The organism is Belliella alkalica, assembly GCF_022549785.1.
In the GTDB taxonomy this organism is placed as follows: Bacteria; Bacteroidota; Bacteroidia; order Cytophagales; family Cyclobacteriaceae; genus Belliella; species Belliella alkalica.
The window spans coordinates 361,041-380,131 of sequence record NZ_JAKZGO010000001.1 but is presented as its reverse complement, the minus strand read 5'-3'; the positions used below and the strand labels follow the sequence as shown (position 1 = coordinate 380,131).

General features: G+C 38.1%; 11 protein-coding genes. 7 read left to right on the top strand and 4 right to left on the bottom strand.

The window, feature by feature from the left end:
• Nucleotide 1 precedes the first annotated feature (1 nt).
• The 4 genes from MM213_RS01430 (at nucleotide 2) to MM213_RS01415 (ending at nucleotide 3,758) form a co-directional block, all read left to right on the top strand.
• Nucleotides 2-739, top strand: a complete 738-nt coding sequence (locus tag MM213_RS01430; protein ID WP_241409519.1) for an electron transfer flavoprotein subunit beta/FixA family protein — start codon at nucleotides 2-4, stop codon at nucleotides 737-739.
• A 36-nt stretch (nucleotides 740-775) separates the two neighbouring features.
• Nucleotides 776-1,744: an electron transfer flavoprotein subunit alpha/FixB family protein gene (locus tag MM213_RS01425; protein WP_241409518.1), complete on the top strand. Its 969-nt coding sequence runs from the start codon at nucleotides 776-778 to the stop codon at nucleotides 1,742-1,744.
• Nucleotides 1,745-1,749: 5 nt separating this feature from the next.
• Nucleotides 1,750-2,355 carry a bifunctional nuclease family protein gene (locus tag MM213_RS01420; protein WP_241409517.1) on the top strand — a complete coding sequence of 202 codons (606 nt, stop codon included), beginning with the start codon at nucleotides 1,750-1,752 and terminating at the stop codon, nucleotides 2,353-2,355.
• Nucleotides 2,356-2,471: 116 nt separating this feature from the next.
• Nucleotides 2,472-3,758: a NupC/NupG family nucleoside CNT transporter gene (locus MM213_RS01415; RefSeq protein ID WP_241409516.1), complete on the top strand. Its 1,287-nt coding sequence runs from the start codon at nucleotides 2,472-2,474 to the stop codon at nucleotides 3,756-3,758.
• Nucleotides 3,759-4,019: 261 nt separating this feature from the next.
• Here MM213_RS01415 and MM213_RS01410 read toward each other — a convergent pair whose 3' ends face one another.
• The gene (locus tag MM213_RS01410; RefSeq protein WP_241409515.1) at nucleotides 4,020-4,460 is read right to left on the bottom strand and encodes a peptidylprolyl isomerase; all 441 of its coding nucleotides are present in this window, start codon (nucleotides 4,458-4,460) and stop codon (nucleotides 4,020-4,022) included.
• A gap of 124 nt (nucleotides 4,461-4,584) precedes the next feature.
• A complete protein-coding gene (gene pckA, locus MM213_RS01405) occupies nucleotides 4,585-6,186 on the bottom strand; it encodes a phosphoenolpyruvate carboxykinase (ATP) (RefSeq protein WP_241409514.1) in 1,602 nt (533 codons plus the stop codon).
• Between the two features lie 295 nt (nucleotides 6,187-6,481).
• Here pckA and MM213_RS01400 point away from each other — a divergent pair, with 295 nt between their 5' ends.
• Entirely contained in the window at nucleotides 6,482-8,068 is a 1,587-nt protein-coding gene (locus tag MM213_RS01400) for a peptide MFS transporter (RefSeq protein WP_241409513.1), read from the top strand.
• 245 nt (nucleotides 8,069-8,313) lie between these two features.
• Here MM213_RS01400 and MM213_RS01395 read toward each other — a convergent pair whose 3' ends face one another.
• Both MM213_RS01395 and dinB read right to left on the bottom strand, forming a co-directional pair.
• Nucleotides 8,314-11,256 (bottom strand): DNA polymerase III subunit alpha, encoded by a 2,943-nt coding sequence (locus tag MM213_RS01395; RefSeq protein WP_241409512.1) that lies wholly within the window; start codon nucleotides 11,254-11,256, stop codon nucleotides 8,314-8,316.
• A gap of 11 nt (nucleotides 11,257-11,267) precedes the next feature.
• On the bottom strand, nucleotides 11,268-12,407 hold the full coding sequence (dinB, locus tag MM213_RS01390; RefSeq protein WP_241409511.1) for a DNA polymerase IV: 1,140 nt from the start codon (nucleotides 12,405-12,407) through the stop codon (nucleotides 11,268-11,270).
• 627 nt (nucleotides 12,408-13,034) lie between these two features.
• Between dinB and MM213_RS01385 the strand changes: the two genes are divergently transcribed.
• Entirely contained in the window at nucleotides 13,035-15,833 is a 2,799-nt protein-coding gene (locus tag MM213_RS01385) for a helix-turn-helix and ligand-binding sensor domain-containing protein (RefSeq protein WP_241409510.1), read from the top strand.
• A gap of 193 nt (nucleotides 15,834-16,026) precedes the next feature.
• Nucleotides 16,027-19,083 (top strand): SusC/RagA family TonB-linked outer membrane protein, encoded by a 3,057-nt coding sequence (locus MM213_RS01380; protein WP_241409509.1) that lies wholly within the window; start codon nucleotides 16,027-16,029, stop codon nucleotides 19,081-19,083.
• Nucleotides 19,084-19,091 lie beyond the last annotated feature (8 nt).

The window sequence follows — 19,091 nt, the reverse complement described above, 5'->3', positions numbered from 1 at the left end:
AATGAAAATTCTTGTCTGTATTACACACGTACCGGATACTACTTCCAAAATTCAATTTACTGATAATAACACCAAATTCGATAAGAATGGAGTGCAGTTTATCATTGGTCCATATGATGATTATGCCCTAGCCAGAGCAGTAGAATTAAAGGAGCAATTGAGTGCTACTTTAACCGTGTTGAATGTTGGTGAAGCAGAGACTGAACCTACGCTAAGAAAAGCACTTGCTATAGGCGCTGATGATGCCATTCGCGTAAACTCTTTCCCGAAAGATTCACTTTTTGTCGCTAAGCAAATTGCAGCTATAGCCAAAGAAAATAATTATGACCTTATCTTGATGGGTAGAGAATCTATTGATTTCAATGGAGGAATGGTTCATGGTATGGTTGGAGAATTACTGGGTATTCCTTCAATATCACCTGTAATGAAACTAGAAATAGATGGGAATACAGTAAAAATGGCAAGAGAAATAGAAGGTGGTAAAGAGTATTTGGAGGCTAGCTTACCTCTTATTGCAGGTTGTCAAGAGCCGATTGCTGAATGGAAAATACCAAATATGCGAGGTATTATGTCAGCAAGAACCAAACCATTGAATGTAATCGAGCCAGTAGATGAAAGTACAGCTACAGAAGTTTTGCAGTTTCAATTGCCACCGGCTAAGGGTGCTGTGAAATTAGTGGACAAAGACAATGTTGAAGAACTTGTCAAGTTGTTGAAAAATGACGCGAAAGTACTTTAATCACTATCTATTCAAAAAACAATAAATCAAGATAATATGTCAATTTTAGTATATATTGAGCACGCAGAAGGTGCTGTTAAAAAAACAAGTTTGGAAGCCGTTTCTTATGGAAAAGCATTGGCCGAAAAAACTGGAGCAGGAGAAGTAATCGCGGTTGCTTTAGGAGCTATTGAAGAGTCAGAATTAAAAAAAGCAGGATCTGCAGGTGCTAGCAAAGTAATTCATGACAGTAACGAAAAACTTACAGCTGGCGTGATTCAGGCGCATGCCGATGCAATATCACAAGTATATAGTCAAGTAGGAGCTCATACACTCGTCTTGGCAAAATCTTCCTTGGGAGATGCCGTAGCAGCGAGACTTGCCATCAAGCTAAATGCAGGTTTGGTTTCAAACGTAATGGATTTGCCAGACACTAGTGATGTCTACAAAGTAAAAAGAAGTATCTATACCGGAAAAGCTTTTGCTGAGACAGTAATAAATACAGAGCACAAAATTCTGGCAGTAAAGAAAAATGCTGTCGATCTCCTTACTGATGGTGGTGATGCCAGTATAGAATCTGTAAGCCTTACTATTGGTGATTCAAATTTTGCTACAAATATAACATCGACAGACAAGGCTACTGGAGATATACTACTTCCTGAAGCAGATATTGTAGTGTCAGGAGGAAGAGGTATGAAAGGTCCTGAAAATTGGGGAATGCTGGAAGATTTGGCAAAGGAATTAGGTGCGGCAACCGGATGCTCTAAGCCAGTTTCTGATATAGGATGGAGACCTCATCATGAACATGTAGGGCAAACTGGAGTAAAAGTTGCGCCAACTTTGTACGTAGCAGTTGGAATTTCGGGTGCTATTCAACATCTTGCAGGTGTAAATTCTTCAAAATATATCGTCGTTATCAACAAAGACCCTGAGGCTCCTTTCTTTAAGGCTGCTGATTATGGAATTGTTGGCGATGCATTTGAAGTGATTCCCAAATTAACTGAAGCTTTAAAAGCAATAAAATAAAACTTGTGGACAAAACTATTGAATTAGAAATTCTTGGGCTTACATCGAATAATTCTCAATCAGGTTCTTTTACACTTGTGTTGGGAGAAGTAGATGGACGAAGGAGGCTTCCAATCGTGATCGGTATGTTTGAAGCCCAGGCAATTGCTATCGAAATAGAAAAGATTATTCCCAACAGGCCAATGACTCATGATCTGTTCAAATCTTTTTCTAGCAGCTTTAACTTTACGATTGATCAAATATTAATATCTCAAATGCAGGAGGGCGTTTTTTATGCAAAGATTTTGTGTAAAAATGCTTCAAAAGTAGTAGAAATAGACGCAAGACCTTCTGATGCTATAGCTATAGCAGTTAGATTTGAGGCGCCTATATTCAGTACATCAAAAGTGATGTCGGAGGCTTCTATAGAGGTAAATGAAGAAGATGGGAAAATCACGCAACAGAAAACTTCAAAACCTTCTAAAGTAACTTCTACTTCAAAATCTTCTCCTGGTGATTCTTACAAAGATTTTAGTCTGGAAAAGTTGAATCAGTTATTGGAAAAAGCTATTGATAGTGAAGATTATGAAAAAGCGGCTAGAATAAGGGATGAGATCAACAAGCGAAACTAAAAAAGGAAAAGTCTGGTCAAAGCCAGACTTTTCCTTTTTTAAATTTATTGGTACAAATCAATTATATTTATCGCACAATTTTAACAAAAAATTAATTTAGCCAAAAATTCATAAGAATGGATTATTTCAGAGGTTTACTGGGGATAGTAGTTCTGCTACTCGTAGCATTCATTTTTTCAACCAATAAAAAAGCGGTGGATTGGAGACTGGTTGGAATAGGCGTATTACTCCAAGCTATTTTCGGATATTTGATCACAAAAGTAGAATTTGTAGCCTCAATTTTCGCAACTGTCAGTAGAGGATTTGTTAAATTTCTTAGCTTCTCAGAAGCAGGAGCTACTTTTATTTTTGGAGATTTGGCCACAAATTCATTTGGATTTATTTTCGCTTTTCAAGTGTTGCCTACGATTATCTTCTTTTCGACGGTGTCAGCAGGATTATATTACTTGGGAGTTTTACAAAAAATTGTATTTGGTATTGCATGGGTAATGTCAAGGACGATGAGACTTTCAGGAGCAGAAAGTCTCTCGGCTGCAGGAAATATATTTTTAGGACAGACTGAAGCGCCTTTGCTGGTAAGACCATTTATCCCTACCATGTCAAAATCAGAATTGATGTGTCTAATGACTGGCGGTATGGCTACGATTGCCGGAGGTGTTTTGGCTGGATATGTAGCATTTTTGGGAGGTGAGAGCCTTGAGGAGCAGAGCCGATTTGCGGCCTATCTTCTTGGTGCAAGTATTATGAATGCACCCGCAGCTATTGTGATGTCAAAAATCATGATTCCCGAAACACAAAAAGAAGCTGTAAACGATAAGCTCGAAGTCAACCAAGAAAATATGGGGGTAAATTTAATCGATGCGATGTCGATAGGAGCTTCGGAGGGGCTCAAGTTGGCTTTGAATGTCGGAGGTATGCTTTTGGCTTTTATAGCTGTGATAGCAGCTCTGAATTTCATCCTTTCAGGATTGATAGGAGAGTGGACAGGGCTCAATGCCTTCGTACTTTCTTCGACTGATGGTCAGTTTTCGGGATTTTCTTTGGAGTATATTCTTGGACAAGTCTTTAGGGTATTTGCATGGGTGATCGGTGTAGAATGGAATCAGACTTTGCAAGTAGGATCTTTACTCGGTCAGAAGACAGTAATAAATGAGTTTGTGGCGTATTTGAGTTTAGCTGATATGAAAGAGGCAGGTGGTCTGTCTCCGAAGTCTATTGTAATAGCTACTTATGCATTATGTGGCTTCTCCAACTTCAGTTCTATCGCTATCCAAGTAGGTGGAATCGGCAGTATAGCACCAAATCAACAAGGAAACCTTTCAAAACTGGGCATGCAGGCATTGTTTGCAGCAACATTAGCTTGCTTGATGACAGCGACGATTGCAGGAGCGCTTTTTGCTTGATTCGATTTGTTGTTTTGAAAAAGAAAAGTGACAATTAAAATCTTTCTGAATCAGTAGATGAATTGAATAGAAAAAGCTTCATATCGATCATGTTTTTGTAACATAGACATGAGATACAGTGTAGGTCAACTAATGCGAAAAATTGCGTTTTAAATGGTTGATTCGATTTAAGAAATATACTGAAGTGATCAAAAAAAAGGATCTGAACATCGAATTCAGATCCTTTTTTGTTGATAATTTTTAATCAAATATGCACGAAAATTACTCGGCTTCGTTGATGACAATTTTGTCGATAGAATCACCAGCTCTGATATCGTCAATTACATCTAGACCTTCGATCACTTTACCAAAACAGGTATGGTTTCTATCCAAGTGACTAGTATTAGTACGACTGTGGCAAATAAAGAATTGGGATCCTCCAGTATTTCTTCCGGCATGTGCCATTGATAAAACACCTCTGTCATGGTATTGATTGTCTCCGGTAAGTTCGCAGTCAATTTTGTAACCTGGGCCACCTGTACCATTTCCATTTGGACATCCACCTTGAATCACAAAATTTGGGATCACTCTATGGAAAGTCAAGCCATCATAGAATCCTTTTTTTGAAAGTGTAATAAAGTTCTCAACTGCTTTTGGAGCATCTTTTTCATAAAACTCCACTTTCATGATTCCTTTTGGGGTGTGTATTTCTGCTGTCTTCATGTATATAATTTTCTTTTGACAAAAATAGCAAAACTTTGTCAAGTCCTCTTGTGAATTAAGCAAAAATAAAAGGAGTGCAAAAACACTCCTTTCTTTGGGTTTACTTCCTATAGGGTCAATTGGGTTATAGGTTTGGAGATCCTGCAAGGATATCCTCTGTTGCATAGTCTTTATATTTTTCGAAGTTTTGGATAAATGCAGCACCAAGTTCACGTGCTTTTTTGTCATAAGCATCTTTATCTTCCCAAGTAGCACGAGGGCTCAATACTTCCGCGGGTACATTCGGGCAAGATTCTGGGATAGCTACACCAAAGACACTGTGTTTTCTATATGACACATCGTCCAATTTACCTTCTAGGGCAGCGGTAATCATCGCCCTTGTATATTTAAGTTTCATTCTAGAACCAACACCATATGGCCCACCAGTCCAGCCAGTATTGATCAGCCAAACATTTACCTGATGTTTCTCCATTTTCTCACCAAACAATTCTGCGTATTTCGTCGGATGAAGCGGAAGGAATGCAGCTCCAAAACAAGCTGAAAATGTTGTTTTTGGTTCTGTAACACCTACTTCAGTACCTGCAACCTTGGCTGTATAGCCTGAAATAAAATGGTACATCGCCTGACTTTTGTTGAGTTTGGAGATAGGAGGGATCACTCCAAATGCATCCGCTGTCAAAAAGAATATGTTTTTTGGAATGCCTGAAATGGATGGCTCTATAGCATTCTTGATATGATTTATCGGATATGCTGTACGAGTATTTTCTGTAACACTATTGTTGGAGTAATCAACTGTTCTCGTGCCTTCATAAAACCTCGTATTTTCCACAATTGCCCCAAACTTGATTGCATCCCAGATCTCTGGTTCTTTTTCATAAGATAGATCAATAACTTTTGCATAACACCCACCTTCGAAATTGAAGATAGTATCTTCTGTCCAACCATGTTCATCATCACCGATCAGGCCTCTGTTAGGGTCAGCAGAAAGGGTAGTTTTTCCTGTTCCGGACAACCCGAAAAATATAGCTGTATCTCCATTTGTGCCGGCATTTGCCGAACAATGCATAGAAAGCACTCCTTTTTCATGTGGGAGCAAATAATTCAACACAGAGAAAATACCTTTTTTCATTTCTCCTGCATATGCAGTACCTCCGATCAGAATGATTCGCTTGGTCAGATTGATGATGGCGAAGTTTTTTTGCCTTGTCCCATCGATTTCTGGATCAGCTTCAAACTCCGGGGCACAGATGATCGTGAAGTTAGAATCAAAATTTTCCAATTCAGCTGCACTAGGCCTTAAAAACATATTGTAACAAAAAAGATTTTGCCATGCAAGTGTATTGATCACAGTCAAATTTAGTCTATGATTAGGATCAGCACCTGCATATGCATCTCTTACATAAAGCTTTTTGTCAGACAAAAAGTCAATCATTTTACTGTAAAGGTTATTGAATTTTTCTTCCTCAAAAGCGATATTGATGTCGCCCCACCATACACTTTCTGTGGTATTAGAATCTTTAACAATAAACCTGTCTTTTGGCGAACGTCCAGTAAATGCACCAGTGTCAGCCATTAAGGCTCCGTTGTCAGTAAGTACTGCCTCTTTGTTGAAAAGTGCCTGCTCGACCAATTCTGCTGGTGTTAGATTCCACATAACATTGGCAGTAGTTTGAACACCTAGTCTAGACAAGCTTTTTTTGGCGGGCTTGAGCTCCAGTTCTTGCATATTGATTTAGTTTTATTTGGGTTATTTCAATGCCCAAAGATATGTAATTAAGTAATCTAATTTTACTTAAAAATGCCTTTTTTTTCCTTTTCAATCGATTACGTAGAATTTTTGAGCAAGGAAAGTACTTCAGGAATGTCATAAATGATTCTATCTTATTTTAAAATTTGATTATAAATGATAAGAGAAATATCTCATTGGTGTAATTAATCAAAACCGCATTTAGCTAGAGTAAAAAAAATCACTTATAATTGTAGCTAATAATGTTAATTTTCTATCTCCTAAAAGTATAAAATTGGAAAAAATCCCTAACGATTCATTGAAATCTCTCGGTGAAGAGATAATCGACGGACCAACTATTTTTGGTCATCCCAAAGGTCTAATGACACTATTCTTTACTGAAATGTGGGAAAGGTTTAGTTACTATGGCATGCGTGCATTATTGATTCTCTTTATGACTACTCCGATTTTGAGTGGTGGTTTGGGATTTGATGACCGTACAAGTGGTGCTATATATGGACTCTATACCATGGGTGTGTACTTGTTGGCCCTGCCAGGTGGATGGTTTGCAGATAGGTTGTTTGGGTTGAAGAAATCCGTTTGGTACGGTGGGATTATCATTACAATCGGCCATTTCACCATGGCATTGCCAGGGATTGTGGAGCTGTTTTCGGATCACTCTGGGGAAGTTACCGAATTGTCAAGCTTGGATATCAATGCATTTTTTCTGGGATTGATTCTGATTGTGGTTGGCACAGGGTTGTTGAAGCCAAATATCAGTTCTATTGTAGGCCAGCTTTATCCAGCTGGTAGCAGCAAGCGTGACGCTGGATTCTCTATTTTCTACATGGGTATCAATTTAGGCGCTTTTATCGCACCAATTGCGTGTAGTACTTTGGCTGTATACAATTGGCATTTGGGATTCGGACTTGCAGGATTGGGGATGTTTATCGGATTGATTCAATACAAGCTTACGGGAAAGTATCTTGATGGAAAAGGCGATGACGTCAAAGCAACAACACCAAAGGAAAAGGATTCTAGAGCAAGAATGATCAAATACTCGACACTTGCAATTTTGATATCAATTGTTTTGATCATTTTGATGTTTATGGGAGTGATTCCTATAGATGCCTTTGCTATTGCAAATATTTCTCTTTACATCATTGCAGCGGTTACCTTTTTGTATTTTGGATATGTCTTGTTCTTTGGTGGTTTGACATCAGACGAAAAGAAAAAGACTTGGGCAATCTTCATTGTTATCATTTTTGCAGCTTTATTTTGGTCAGGATTTGAGCAAGCAGGCTCTTCATTGAATTTATTTGCAGAAAGATTTACCGATAGGAGTTTTATGGGATGGGAAATACCTACCGGATATTTTCAGTCCATCAATTCTATGTTTATCATTTTATTTGCCCCATTCTTTGGTGCTATGTGGGTATGGCTCGGAAGAAGACAATTAGAACCAAGCTCTCCTTTGAAATTTGCTTATGGTTTATTGTTGTTGGGCATTGGATTTTTGGTGATGTTTTTTGCAGCAAAGATTGCTGCTACAGGTGAGTTGGCAGCACCAACTTGGTTAATATTCACTTATCTATTGCACACTTTTGGAGAGCTGAGTTTAAGCCCAGTAGGATTGAGTTTGACTACTAAGTTGGCTCCAGAAAAATATCAAGGTCAAATGATGGGTATGTGGTTTATATCAGTTGCCTTGGGTAATCTTATAGCAGGTATGATCGCAGGTGAAGTGAGTGGTGGTACAGAAGAAGCACTGCAAGCGATGCCGAGTCAATATATGATGATTGTAGCTACAGTTGTTGGCGCTGGGGTATTGCTTCTCCTTCTCAGCAAGCCAATCAAAAAGCTGATGGGAAATGTCCATTAATCAATAAAGGCTTCTCCTAAATTAAGTCGTGATTTTTAAAGTACAGAAAAAGACAGAGACCAATTTTTAGAAAATTGGTCTCTGTCTTTTTATCCCTGAATTTGAAGGGCTGATCAAAAGTAATTTTTAATGTCATCGAAAAATCAGGTTTCACATACTAATTTCAAAATGTGTTCTCTGACTCTGTCATCAATAGAATGAAATCTTTAGAATTCTTGTTTTACGACTAATGCATGCTCATAAAGCTATCCCACAGGTTTGAATTTTTTATCTCTGATTCCAGCTTTTTTCATTGTCTGTACACTGAGGTTAAACACCCCGAAATCTTCAATAACAGTACCTCTTAGACGGTAGATACCACTTCCTTGGAATGGGTATTTTTTTAGGGAGTTTGGGAAGTGTACAGTGTCCAGCCAGTTTCCCTGCTGGTCAAGAAAAGTACCAAATGCCATAAGATCTTTGTGTATAGTACGTACATCTTTGATAGTAACGAGCTGTCCTAACAACTCTACAACCTTTCCTTTGTATTTGGGGATTTCAGAAGAGAAAATGGTCCCAAGCCCTTCGTCATCACAAAGCTTGAATAAGTTCGTAGAAACACAAAATCCCAGAATCTCTATTTCGTCTATAGCATCCTCAAGAGGATAATCAGTGAATCTTGGCAATTCAAATTCGGCAGGTTCTTCCTTAAAGAGTCCAAATGAATCTTTATGCTTGTTTCGGCTGACCAGAAAGTTCGCTTTCCATAGGAGTTCTTTTTTTCCAAATCCTGTAAATGAAAACGCACCTACGCGGATCAAGAGATTCAGTTGCTCTGGACCAGGCACGACTCTATGTATAAAATCTTCCAGGCCCGCATAAGGTCCGTTCATTTGTCTTTCGTTCAAAATCCTATTACAGAGTTCTTTTTCCAATTTTTCGACATGGATAAATCCCACATATACGTCCGATTCCAAAATATTTGTCAAATACTCACTTTTGTTGACACAAGGGAGGTTTATGTTTGCGCCAGTCCGCTTGAGTTCGTGGAAGTAAAACTCCGTTTTGTAAAACCCTCCAAAATTATTGATGACAGCTACCATGAATTCCCTTGGAAAGTAGGTTTTGAGATAGAGACTTTGATAGGACTCCACAGCAAATGAAGCACTGTGTGCCTTGCTGAAACTGTATCCGCCAAATGACTCTATTTGTCTCCATACTTCTGCGGTGACACGGTCGTCGTAGCCAAAGCTTTTGCAGTTGCTGAAAAACTTATCCCTGATGTTGTAGAATTTTTCGTGGCCTCGGTACTTTCCAGACATGGCTCGTCGCAGAATATCTGCTTCACCCATATCCAAACCCGCAAAATGATGTGCTACTTTGATGACATCCTCTTGATAGACCATCACACCATATGTCTCTTCCAATAATTCCTTCATTTTGGGATGTAAATAGACGACTTTTTCAGGGTCATGGAAGCGCTCGATGTATTCTTTCATCATTCCTGACTGTGCTACACCAGGACGGATGATAGAGCTTGCAGCAACCAATGTTATGTAATCGCTACAGCGGAGCTTGGTCAGTAGCTGTCTCATTGCGGGACTTTCAATGTAAAAACATCCAATTGTATCAGCTTTTCTAATATTATTATTGACTTTTTCATCCATCATGAATTTTTCTACCTGATGAATGTCAATGTGCACTCCTTGATTTTGTTTTACCAGCCGAATGGTTTCTTTGATATGCCCTAAACCTCTTTGACTCAATATATCAAGCTTAAACAAGCCCACTTTTTCAGACAAAAACATATCTATCTGGGCAGTAGCAAACATCTTTGGGGGAAGCTCATTGACTGTATAATGATAAATGGGCTTTTCGGATATCAGAATACCTCCAGGGTGAATACTCAGGTGGTTGGGCATATTTTCCATCATGACACCATACTTGAAAATAGCCTTTTGGATTTTATCCTCATCCAATGGAATACCCTTTAGCCTTATCAGATTGTCGATTTCTTCCTTTGGCAAACCAAAAACTTTCCCCAACTCCCTGATGGTTGCTTTGCGCTGAAAAGTGCTGTACATGCCCAATAATGAAACATGATCCTTTCCATAGCGCTTGAAAATGTAGTCAATGACTTCGTCTCTGTCTTTCCATGAGAAATCAATATCAAAATCAGGAGGAGAAGTACGATGGGGGTTGAGAAAACGCTCGAAGTAGAGATCGAGCTTGATGGGGTCCACATCTGTTATTCTAAGACAATAGGCGACTATCGAATTGGCTCCCGATCCTCTACCTACATAATAGAATTGCCTGTTTTGAGCATATCGAATCACATCCCAAACAATGAGAAAGTAGGCGTTGAAGTTCATCTCATCGATAATCTTCAGCTCTTTGAAGAGGCGTTTTTCTGCCATAGGACTGTTTCCATACCTGTATTGCAAGCCTTCTATCGCGAGCTTTTCAAGTAGTATTCGGTCATCCTCCTTGGACGAGGTGTAGTGTTTTTTGTTTTTGTCGGTATGTAGAGGTGTTTCGATGCCACATCCCTCCATCATGTGGAGCGTATTGGTAATTATATAGGGAAACTGCCGAAACTTGACCATCAGATCAGATTCCGGGACAAACATTTCGTGCTTTCCTGCGAGCTCTTCAGCTCTTAACTTGGTCCACACGGTGTTTTTGTCGATTGCGCGGAGCAACTTGTGTAAATTATAGGAAGCCTTGTCTTTGAAAGTAACAGGATGTCTGACGATGTACTTGCTTGGATGCCTGTAGGGCTCAAGCATAGCGAATCGATTGAGATCTGTAGTTTGTATTCCTATCAGCTCATTAGGATGTAGGTCTTCTGGGAGAATAGATTCAAATTCATAAATGACGAGCACATTCTCGAAGCGGTCTGAACGGATAGGGAATGGCTCTTTGACCATCAGATATATAGAAAGAAACTTATTGATTTCTGCCAAACCCTGCTCGTTTTTAGCAATCAGTAAATAACAGAATTGGTCGCCATTTCGTATTTCAGTTCCCACGATGGGCTTGATGCCTTCTGATCTACAATAATCCACAAAGTCCCATACATCGGCAGTGCTGTTGATATTTGTCAAGCCGAGGGTTTTTAGTCCAAGGTCTGCCGCCAAGCTTACAAGTTCCCTTGTCCCAAGGGTTCCGTATCGGAAGCTGAAGTAAGTTTTGCAGTTGATATACATGATCCAAAGACTTAAAGTGAGATGGCACGGATGATGGTTTTTTCACCAAATCGGGTTTTTATCTTATCTAAAGCCTGATAGAGATTGACATTTTCTTCTGTATCTGTAAACAGGTCTATTTGCTGAAACCCCTGTATAAGATGGCTTAATTTTACTCCTATCAACCTTACCAACATTCTCTTTTCGAGAAGTCTATCAAAAAGATCTTTTGCCCTGTCGATCAGAACCTCGTCGGAGTTTGTATAGGGGATTACAGTCTGTCTGCTGAATGTATCAAAATTTGAATAACGTAGTTTGACGGTGATGCATCCGCAGAGTTTTTGGTTTTTCCTCATTTCGAAAGCTACTTTTTCTGTAAGTCTGATCAGCTGACTGCGGATAAATTTTGGATCAATTGTGTCTGATTCAAATGTAGTCTCCGAGCCGATGCTTTTTTGCTCAGAATATGGTATGACAGGGGAGTTGTCTATACCCTTGGCTTTTCGAGAAAGATCTAGGCCAGGCTTTCCCAAAAGGTTTTGCATCATTTTCATTGGGATCTCACTGAGAAGCTTGATACTATCTACACCCATGCGCTCTAGTAAGACAGCTGTTTTGTCACCTATTCCTGGCATTCTTTTAATAGAAAGAGGAGCTATATAAGGCCTCTCTGTTCCAAAGGGAATGTTCATCTGCCCATTTGGTTTGGCATCTTGGGTGGCTATCTTAGAGATGAGTTTATTGACGGCTAGTGCACACGATAGTGGTAGACCAGTTTCGTTGTAAATTCTGGTTTTGAGTTCTTTTGTGTACTTTTGGCAACCAAAGAACCTATCCATCCCTGTGAGATCGAGATAGAATTCATCAATAGAAGCTTTTTCAACGACAGGAACCTGATCTCTGATTACATCAGTGACCATTTTTGAGTATTTGCTGTAGCTATCAAAATCCCCCTTTACATAATAGGCAGAGGGGCACAGTCTTCTGGCAAGCTTCATGGGCATCGCAGAATGCACTCCAAATTTCCTAGCTTCATAGCTGCATGAAGCTACGACTCCTCTGTCCGAACTGCCCCCAATGATGACAGGCTTACCGTTCAAAACACCATTTTTCAACCTTTCTACAGATACAAAAAATGTATCCAAATCCATATGCACGATATTTCTCTCCATGATGCCGCTTGATTACCTCTACTTGTTACTTTTATAAACCATTAAATGTTTATAAAAGTAACAATTTCTTTATGCATGAAGAAGTGCTTTCAAAATTAAATCTTAGATACCTGTGTTTGTGACACAAATTGAGTCAAAAATATTTTTGGAAACGAAAGTGAGGTGCATTTTTGTGCAGAGATATCTAAACAGACTAGGGAGAATGTTTGTAAACAATTGTTTATTCGGGGAAGCAAATGGCACAAAAAACTCTTCATTATATCATGTATGATACTGCTTAAATTCAAGTTACAATTTGACTCAGAAGAATGCTTTTGAACTATTAAAAATTATTCATATTCAAGGTGTTAATGTGTTTTTGATAAATCTGGATACAAACAAACTCGCTTCGTGTATTGCAAATCAGAGCAGTATTTCCAAATAAATAAGTTACTTGAAATCCCAATGCACGACTTTGGTAGAGAAATGGTCTAAAAGTACATCCTCTGATTAGAGAGCTCTTTTTTTAGATTGAATAATAAGTTTTTTAGATGAGTGTAGCTTATGATCATGCCCGAATTCATAATACTGCCTTAATAAGTTTTATAAAAAAAAAGCTTTATTTTACAGTCAAAACAGTTACCCAAAATGTCCGTAAGATTTAGTTTTTTCTTGATATTTTATTTGTTCTTAGTTTCGTTTGAGGGTTTGTCTCAAGAGTCATTTCCCATTATGAACTTCAGTCCAAGGAATTATGATGCAGGAAATCAAAATTGGGATATCACTGAAACGGAAAATAAGCGATTGTTTTTTGCAAATAATGAAGGTTTACTAGAATATAATGGTGCTAATTGGAAATTGTATCCATCTCCCAATCAGAGTGTGATTCGTTCAGTAGCATCCTTTTTGGATCATATTTTTGTTGGGTCGTACATGGAGTTTGGCTATTACCAAAGGGATGCCAAGGGTCAGCTTCAATACATATCCTTATCCAAAGAAGTAAAAATGCTGGAGGATGAGAATATTTGGCATATCAAGATTATAGATAATCAAGTGTTTTTTCAGTCGTTGGACAGGCTTTATATATATGACATAGCCGAGCAAACTCTCAATGTGATTACAGATGAAAAATCCTATGTTCGGATTTTTGAAGTTGGCAATCAGCTTTTGATTCAAAAGAAGAATGAGGGGATCTTCAAACTTGAAATGGGGCAAGAAAAACTTTTCTTGGAATTGCCCGAGAAAATCAACAATGATCTTGTAGTAAATATTATTGAATCAGAAAATGGGAAGTTGATTTTCACTAGACACCATGGGATATATCAGGTTGTGGGAGAAAAAGTACAGAAATTGGATACTGATTTCAATAAATTGTTTCCTGAGAGAAAAATTTTTAGTGCAAAAACAACTTCAAATGGAGATATTTTAATTGGAACTATTTCAGAAGGTCTAATCCAGTTGAATAAAAAAGGGGAGTTTATCGGTGTTTTGAACCAAGGGAATGGCTTAAACAATAATACAGTTTTGAATATCTTCGAAGATTCTCAACAAAACATATGGCTTGCTTTGGATAATGGGATTGACTGTATCAATTATAAGTCTTCTGTTACTGAGTATGTAAATTCTCAAGGTGTATTAGGAACAGTATATGCAACCATTATTCATAACAATAAGATATACTTAGGATCAAATCAAGGGCTGTTTTATAAAGATGAAGAAAGAAATAACACCCTACAAATGGTATCTGGGACAGAGGGGCAAGTATGGTCACTTTACGAGTCGGGAGGTGTTCTTTTCTGTGGTCATGCATTAGGTGTATTCAAAGTCAATAATGGAAAAGCTGAACTGTTTTTAGATATCCCTGGAGTATGGGGCTTCAAAGAAAATCCGTCCTTGCCGAATTCTATTTTTTTTGGTGCTTATTCAGGATTAGGCAGAATTTACAATAAAGATGGGAAGTGGGATGCTTGGGAAAAAATCGAAGGCTTTGATTTTTCGGCAAGATTTTTTGAAATAATGGATGAATCTACATTTTGGGTTAGTCATGAAAATAAAGGTTTATTTAAGGTAATGTGGGACTCTAAGAGCAATAAAATCTCTAATGTCTCTCGATTTACTGATCTTCCAAATCTATCAGGAGCCTCACTTGTTAGTTTTGACGAAAAGATTCTCTTAAGTAGTCTGGATGGTGTTTTTGAAATTCAAAAAGATGGCTCATTGTTTTTAAATCCATCATTGAGCAAATTGATAGATCCAGATAATTACCTTTCTGCAAAGCTTATCAACGACCCTATCAATAGCAGAGTGTGGTCTTTCAATAAAAATGGGATTACATATGCCAGAAAAAGTACTGTAAAGGAATCTTATGAAACTGTTTCATTTTTTATCCCAAACAACCTTAGGAGGTCAGTCATTAGTTTTGAAAATCTTAATGCTATTGGTAAAGACCAATACATTCTGGGAAAGACTAATGGATATGTCAGACTTGATTTTAATAAAAATAAAAATCCAAAACACCATGTTCATTTGAATAGTGTTACTGTTTTTGGAGATACTATCAGCCTTGCAGATTTGGACAAACCTGCTACATTGAAATTTGCCAATCGCACTTTAGAGTTTTCTTATTACGTACCTTTCCACGAAAAATATAAGGAAGTGCAGTACAGTTATTTTATAGAAGGATATCATAATCAATGGTCAACTTGGAGCAATGACAGCAAAGTTAAGTTTGAAAACTTACCTTTCGGTCAGTACAAATTCAAAGTAAAGTCAAGAATTGGTGATTTCACATCTGACAACCACGCAACCTTCGATTTCTCTATTGACAAACCTTTTTACTTGTCAAATGTAGCTGTCTTGCTGTATATCTCCATTTTAATTTTATTGGCCTTGATAGTGCACAAGTCCTACAAAAAACATTTTCTCAGGAAGGCACAAGAAGCTAAGTTGAAAAGTATAAGCGAATTGGAAAACATAAAGATCAAAACAGACCAAAAGATAATAGGTCTCAAAAACAAGCAGCTTGAAGTCGAAATTGAAAGTAAAAACCGGGAGCTTGCAATTCTTACTATGAATAATATTAAGAGAAATGATTTTTTGATAAAAGTAAGAAAAGAGCTCAAATCACAAACAAATTTGCCAGAGAATTCTACAGTATATAAATTGATTGATAGTAATTTGAACAATGAAAAGGACTGGGATTTTTTTGAAGAAGCTTTCAATAATGCAGATAAAGAGTTCTTAGAAAGAGCTAAAAGAATCTGCCCTGATCTAAATCACAATGATCTAAAGTTTTGTACCTATATAAGATTAAACCTTAGCGCCAAAGAGATAGCATCTTTGTTGAATATTTCTACCAAAAGTATAGAAGTAAGGAGGTATAGATTGAGAAAAAAATTAGGACTTGATCAAGACGTTAATTTAACGGATTTTATACTTAGTATTTAACCCTACATTACCACTACAAGTTGGGGTATAGTACTCTTATTTAATTGTTTATTTCAACTTTGTTTTTTTCAAAACACTGAAAATCAATATTTTAACATTATTTTTTTTAAGTAGCAATTTTGTATAGGATTACAAATTCCTTTCCGGTCGCTTTCTTGGTAGTTTTGAGTTCAATAACAAAACCTAAAAAAATATGGAATACAAATTACCAGTCAGAAAGCTAAAAAGCATTCTCCTATTATGGCTAGTTTATTTAGGGCTTTTTAGTTTTTCTATTGCGCAACAGGACAAAACTGTAAGAGGCGTAGTAAAAGATGAAATTGGTGACGGGATCCCTGGGGTCTCTGTCCTGATAAAAGGAACTACTATTGGAACCGTCACAGATTTGGATGGTAATTTTGTTTTATCTGCACCTTCTTCAGCAGAGACAATCTTATTTTCTTACCTGGGCTTCAAGAAGCAGGAGCTACCAATCTTAAGTTCAAATATGGAAGTCGTTTTATCTCAAGACTTGGGAAACTTGGACGAGGTTGTAGTAGTAGGATATGGGACACAAAAGAGATCGGAGATTTCTGGCTCTGTGTCTGTGATTGATGTTGACAAAGCAACATCAATTCCAACTACCAATGTTGCAGAAATGATAAGAGGTAGAGCTGCGGGAGTTCAAGTTACTCTTGGCTCTGCAAGACCAGGCGGAACTTCCAATATTCTTATCAGGGGCAGAAACTCTATCAGAGGAGGCAACGCACCATTGATAGTATTGGATGGTTTTCCTGTAGATAATATCAATGACATAAATCCAGATGATATTACATCCATAGAAGTACTCAAAGATGCCTCTTCCCAAGCGATATATGGCGCTAGGGCTTCGAATGGTGTCATCCTTGTGACCACTAAAAGACCCACAGAAGGCAAAGTTGCAGTGACAATCCACTCGTATTTGTCTACACAGAATCTGACCAAGAACTTTGATCTGTATAATGCCGAGGAATTCGCACAGCTAAGAAGGGAAGCAAGAAGGACAATGAACCCAATTATTGATGGGCAGCAGGCCTATAGTGATGATATTGTGAACTTTGGAGGAAGTGCGGAAGCTCCAGAATACCAGAATTTCATTGCGGGTAACTATGTCAATTGGGAAGATGAGGTGTTGCGGACAGCCGTTATTCAAAATCACAACATCAGCTTGTCCGGTGGGACAGACAGGACAAAAGTTTTTTCGAGCATCAACTTGTTTGATCAGGCTGGACTTATCCCCACTTCAAGCTTTACTCGAGGAACATTCAGAATCAATCTTCAACAAAAAGTGACAAATAAACTTACCCTAGAGACCAATCTCAACATGGGAAGGGACAGTCAAAGAAGAGAAACTTCTAACCTAGATTTCATCACGATATCTCCATTCACTGGACCAAGAGATTTAGAGGGGAATTTGGTCAGAGAAGTCGCTGGAGCTAACGCCAGTAGTGCGACAATCAATCCTCTGTGGAACATTCGAGAATCTGACAACAACATTAAGTCAAATTTTTACAATTTGAATTTTGTAGCCACATATAAATTCAATGATAAATTCAGCTACAAGCTCAATGCACTTACGAGTCAAAGGGCAAGTGAAGAGGGTACATATATCACACGTCTACACTCAGCCGGTGTTACTCCAAATGGAAGAGCTACTTTAGCTAATACTTCGCGAGAGGAATTTTTGATTGAAAATATTCTTAACTATTCTGATCAGTTCAATGATGACAATGTTTTTGATTTCACTTTTGTACATTCCATTAATGAACGTACCAATGGCAGGACTTTTTCTACAGGGACAGGTTTTGGCAGTGATATTCTAGGGTTCAATGGTATATCAAATGCCTTAAATTTTAATACACAGAGGACGCAGCAGCAGTTTAAGCTAGCTTCATTTCTCGGAAGAGCAAGATATACCTTAAAGGATAAATATCTCTTGACAGTCACAGGTAGGGCTGACGGTGCATCGGTATTTGCTGTCAATAACAAATGGGGATTTTTTCCTGCTGCTTCATTTGCATGGCAGATGCATAAGGAGTCATTTTTGGCAAACTCTAATTTGATTGATGAATTAAAGTTAAGAGCAAGTTACGGATCGGTAGGTAACCAGTCTTTGGATCCTTATACTACCTTGGGAGTTGTGGAGAACTATCCGTATGTATTTGGCGGTCAGATTACTGGGGGGAATTTACCGGGTAACTTACTTCCGAATCCAAATTTGACTTGGGAAACATCCACTACTTTTAATGTAGGCTTAGATTTTGGGATAATTCAAAATAAATTGACAGGTAGCATCGAATACTATAATACCGAAACCACAGATTTACTTACTGACATTTCTTTGGGAGGGACTTCTGGATTTACAACCATGATTACCAACGGCGGAAGGTCCAAAAACAATGGAGTAGAGCTCTTTTTGACAGGCCATATTATCAATAAAAGAGATTTCAACTGGACAATGACAGCTATGGCTGCCAGAAATAGAAACCAAATTCTATCCTCAGGGATTTTTGACGAAGCAGGAAATCCTAGGGATGATTTGAATAGAAATAGATTTATAGGGAGACCTATCAATGTCATCCGGACGCTGTTGTTTGATGGTATTTTCCAATCTGATGAAGAGGCCCTAGCCTCAGCTCAAGGAACTTTGAATGGAACAGTTTCACCATTTCAGAATGTGACTACATTGACCGCTGGAGCCATTAGGCTAAAAGATGTAAATGGTGACGGCGTGATTGATATTGATGACAATGTTATTTTGGGTACCGATCCAAGATGGTTTGGTTCTGTTACATCTAATGTTCGTTACAAAAACTTCGAACTGTTTGCAGATGTGTATATTGTCCAAGGTGCGACAAGATTCAATCCTTACCTAGCTAGTTTTAATGAAGGGGGGACATTACAATCTGTGAGAAACGGGATAAAAGTTGATTACTGGACACCAGAAAACCCATCTACAACTTTCCCAAGACCGAATTTCTCAAGTGCACCAGCTAATATTTCTACAATGGGTATAGCAGACGCATCATATGTAAGGCTACGAACATTGACGCTTTCTTATAATTTCAATCCTATTTTATTGAACAAGTTCAAAATGACAAATGCCAGGTTGTATTTCACTGGGACCAATCTTTTGACTTTCACGGATTACAAATCTTATAGTCCAGAAAATAATCCTGGTGATTTTCCAGATGCGAAAGTTTACACTTTAGGCGTTAATCTTAGTTTCTAATCTCACCG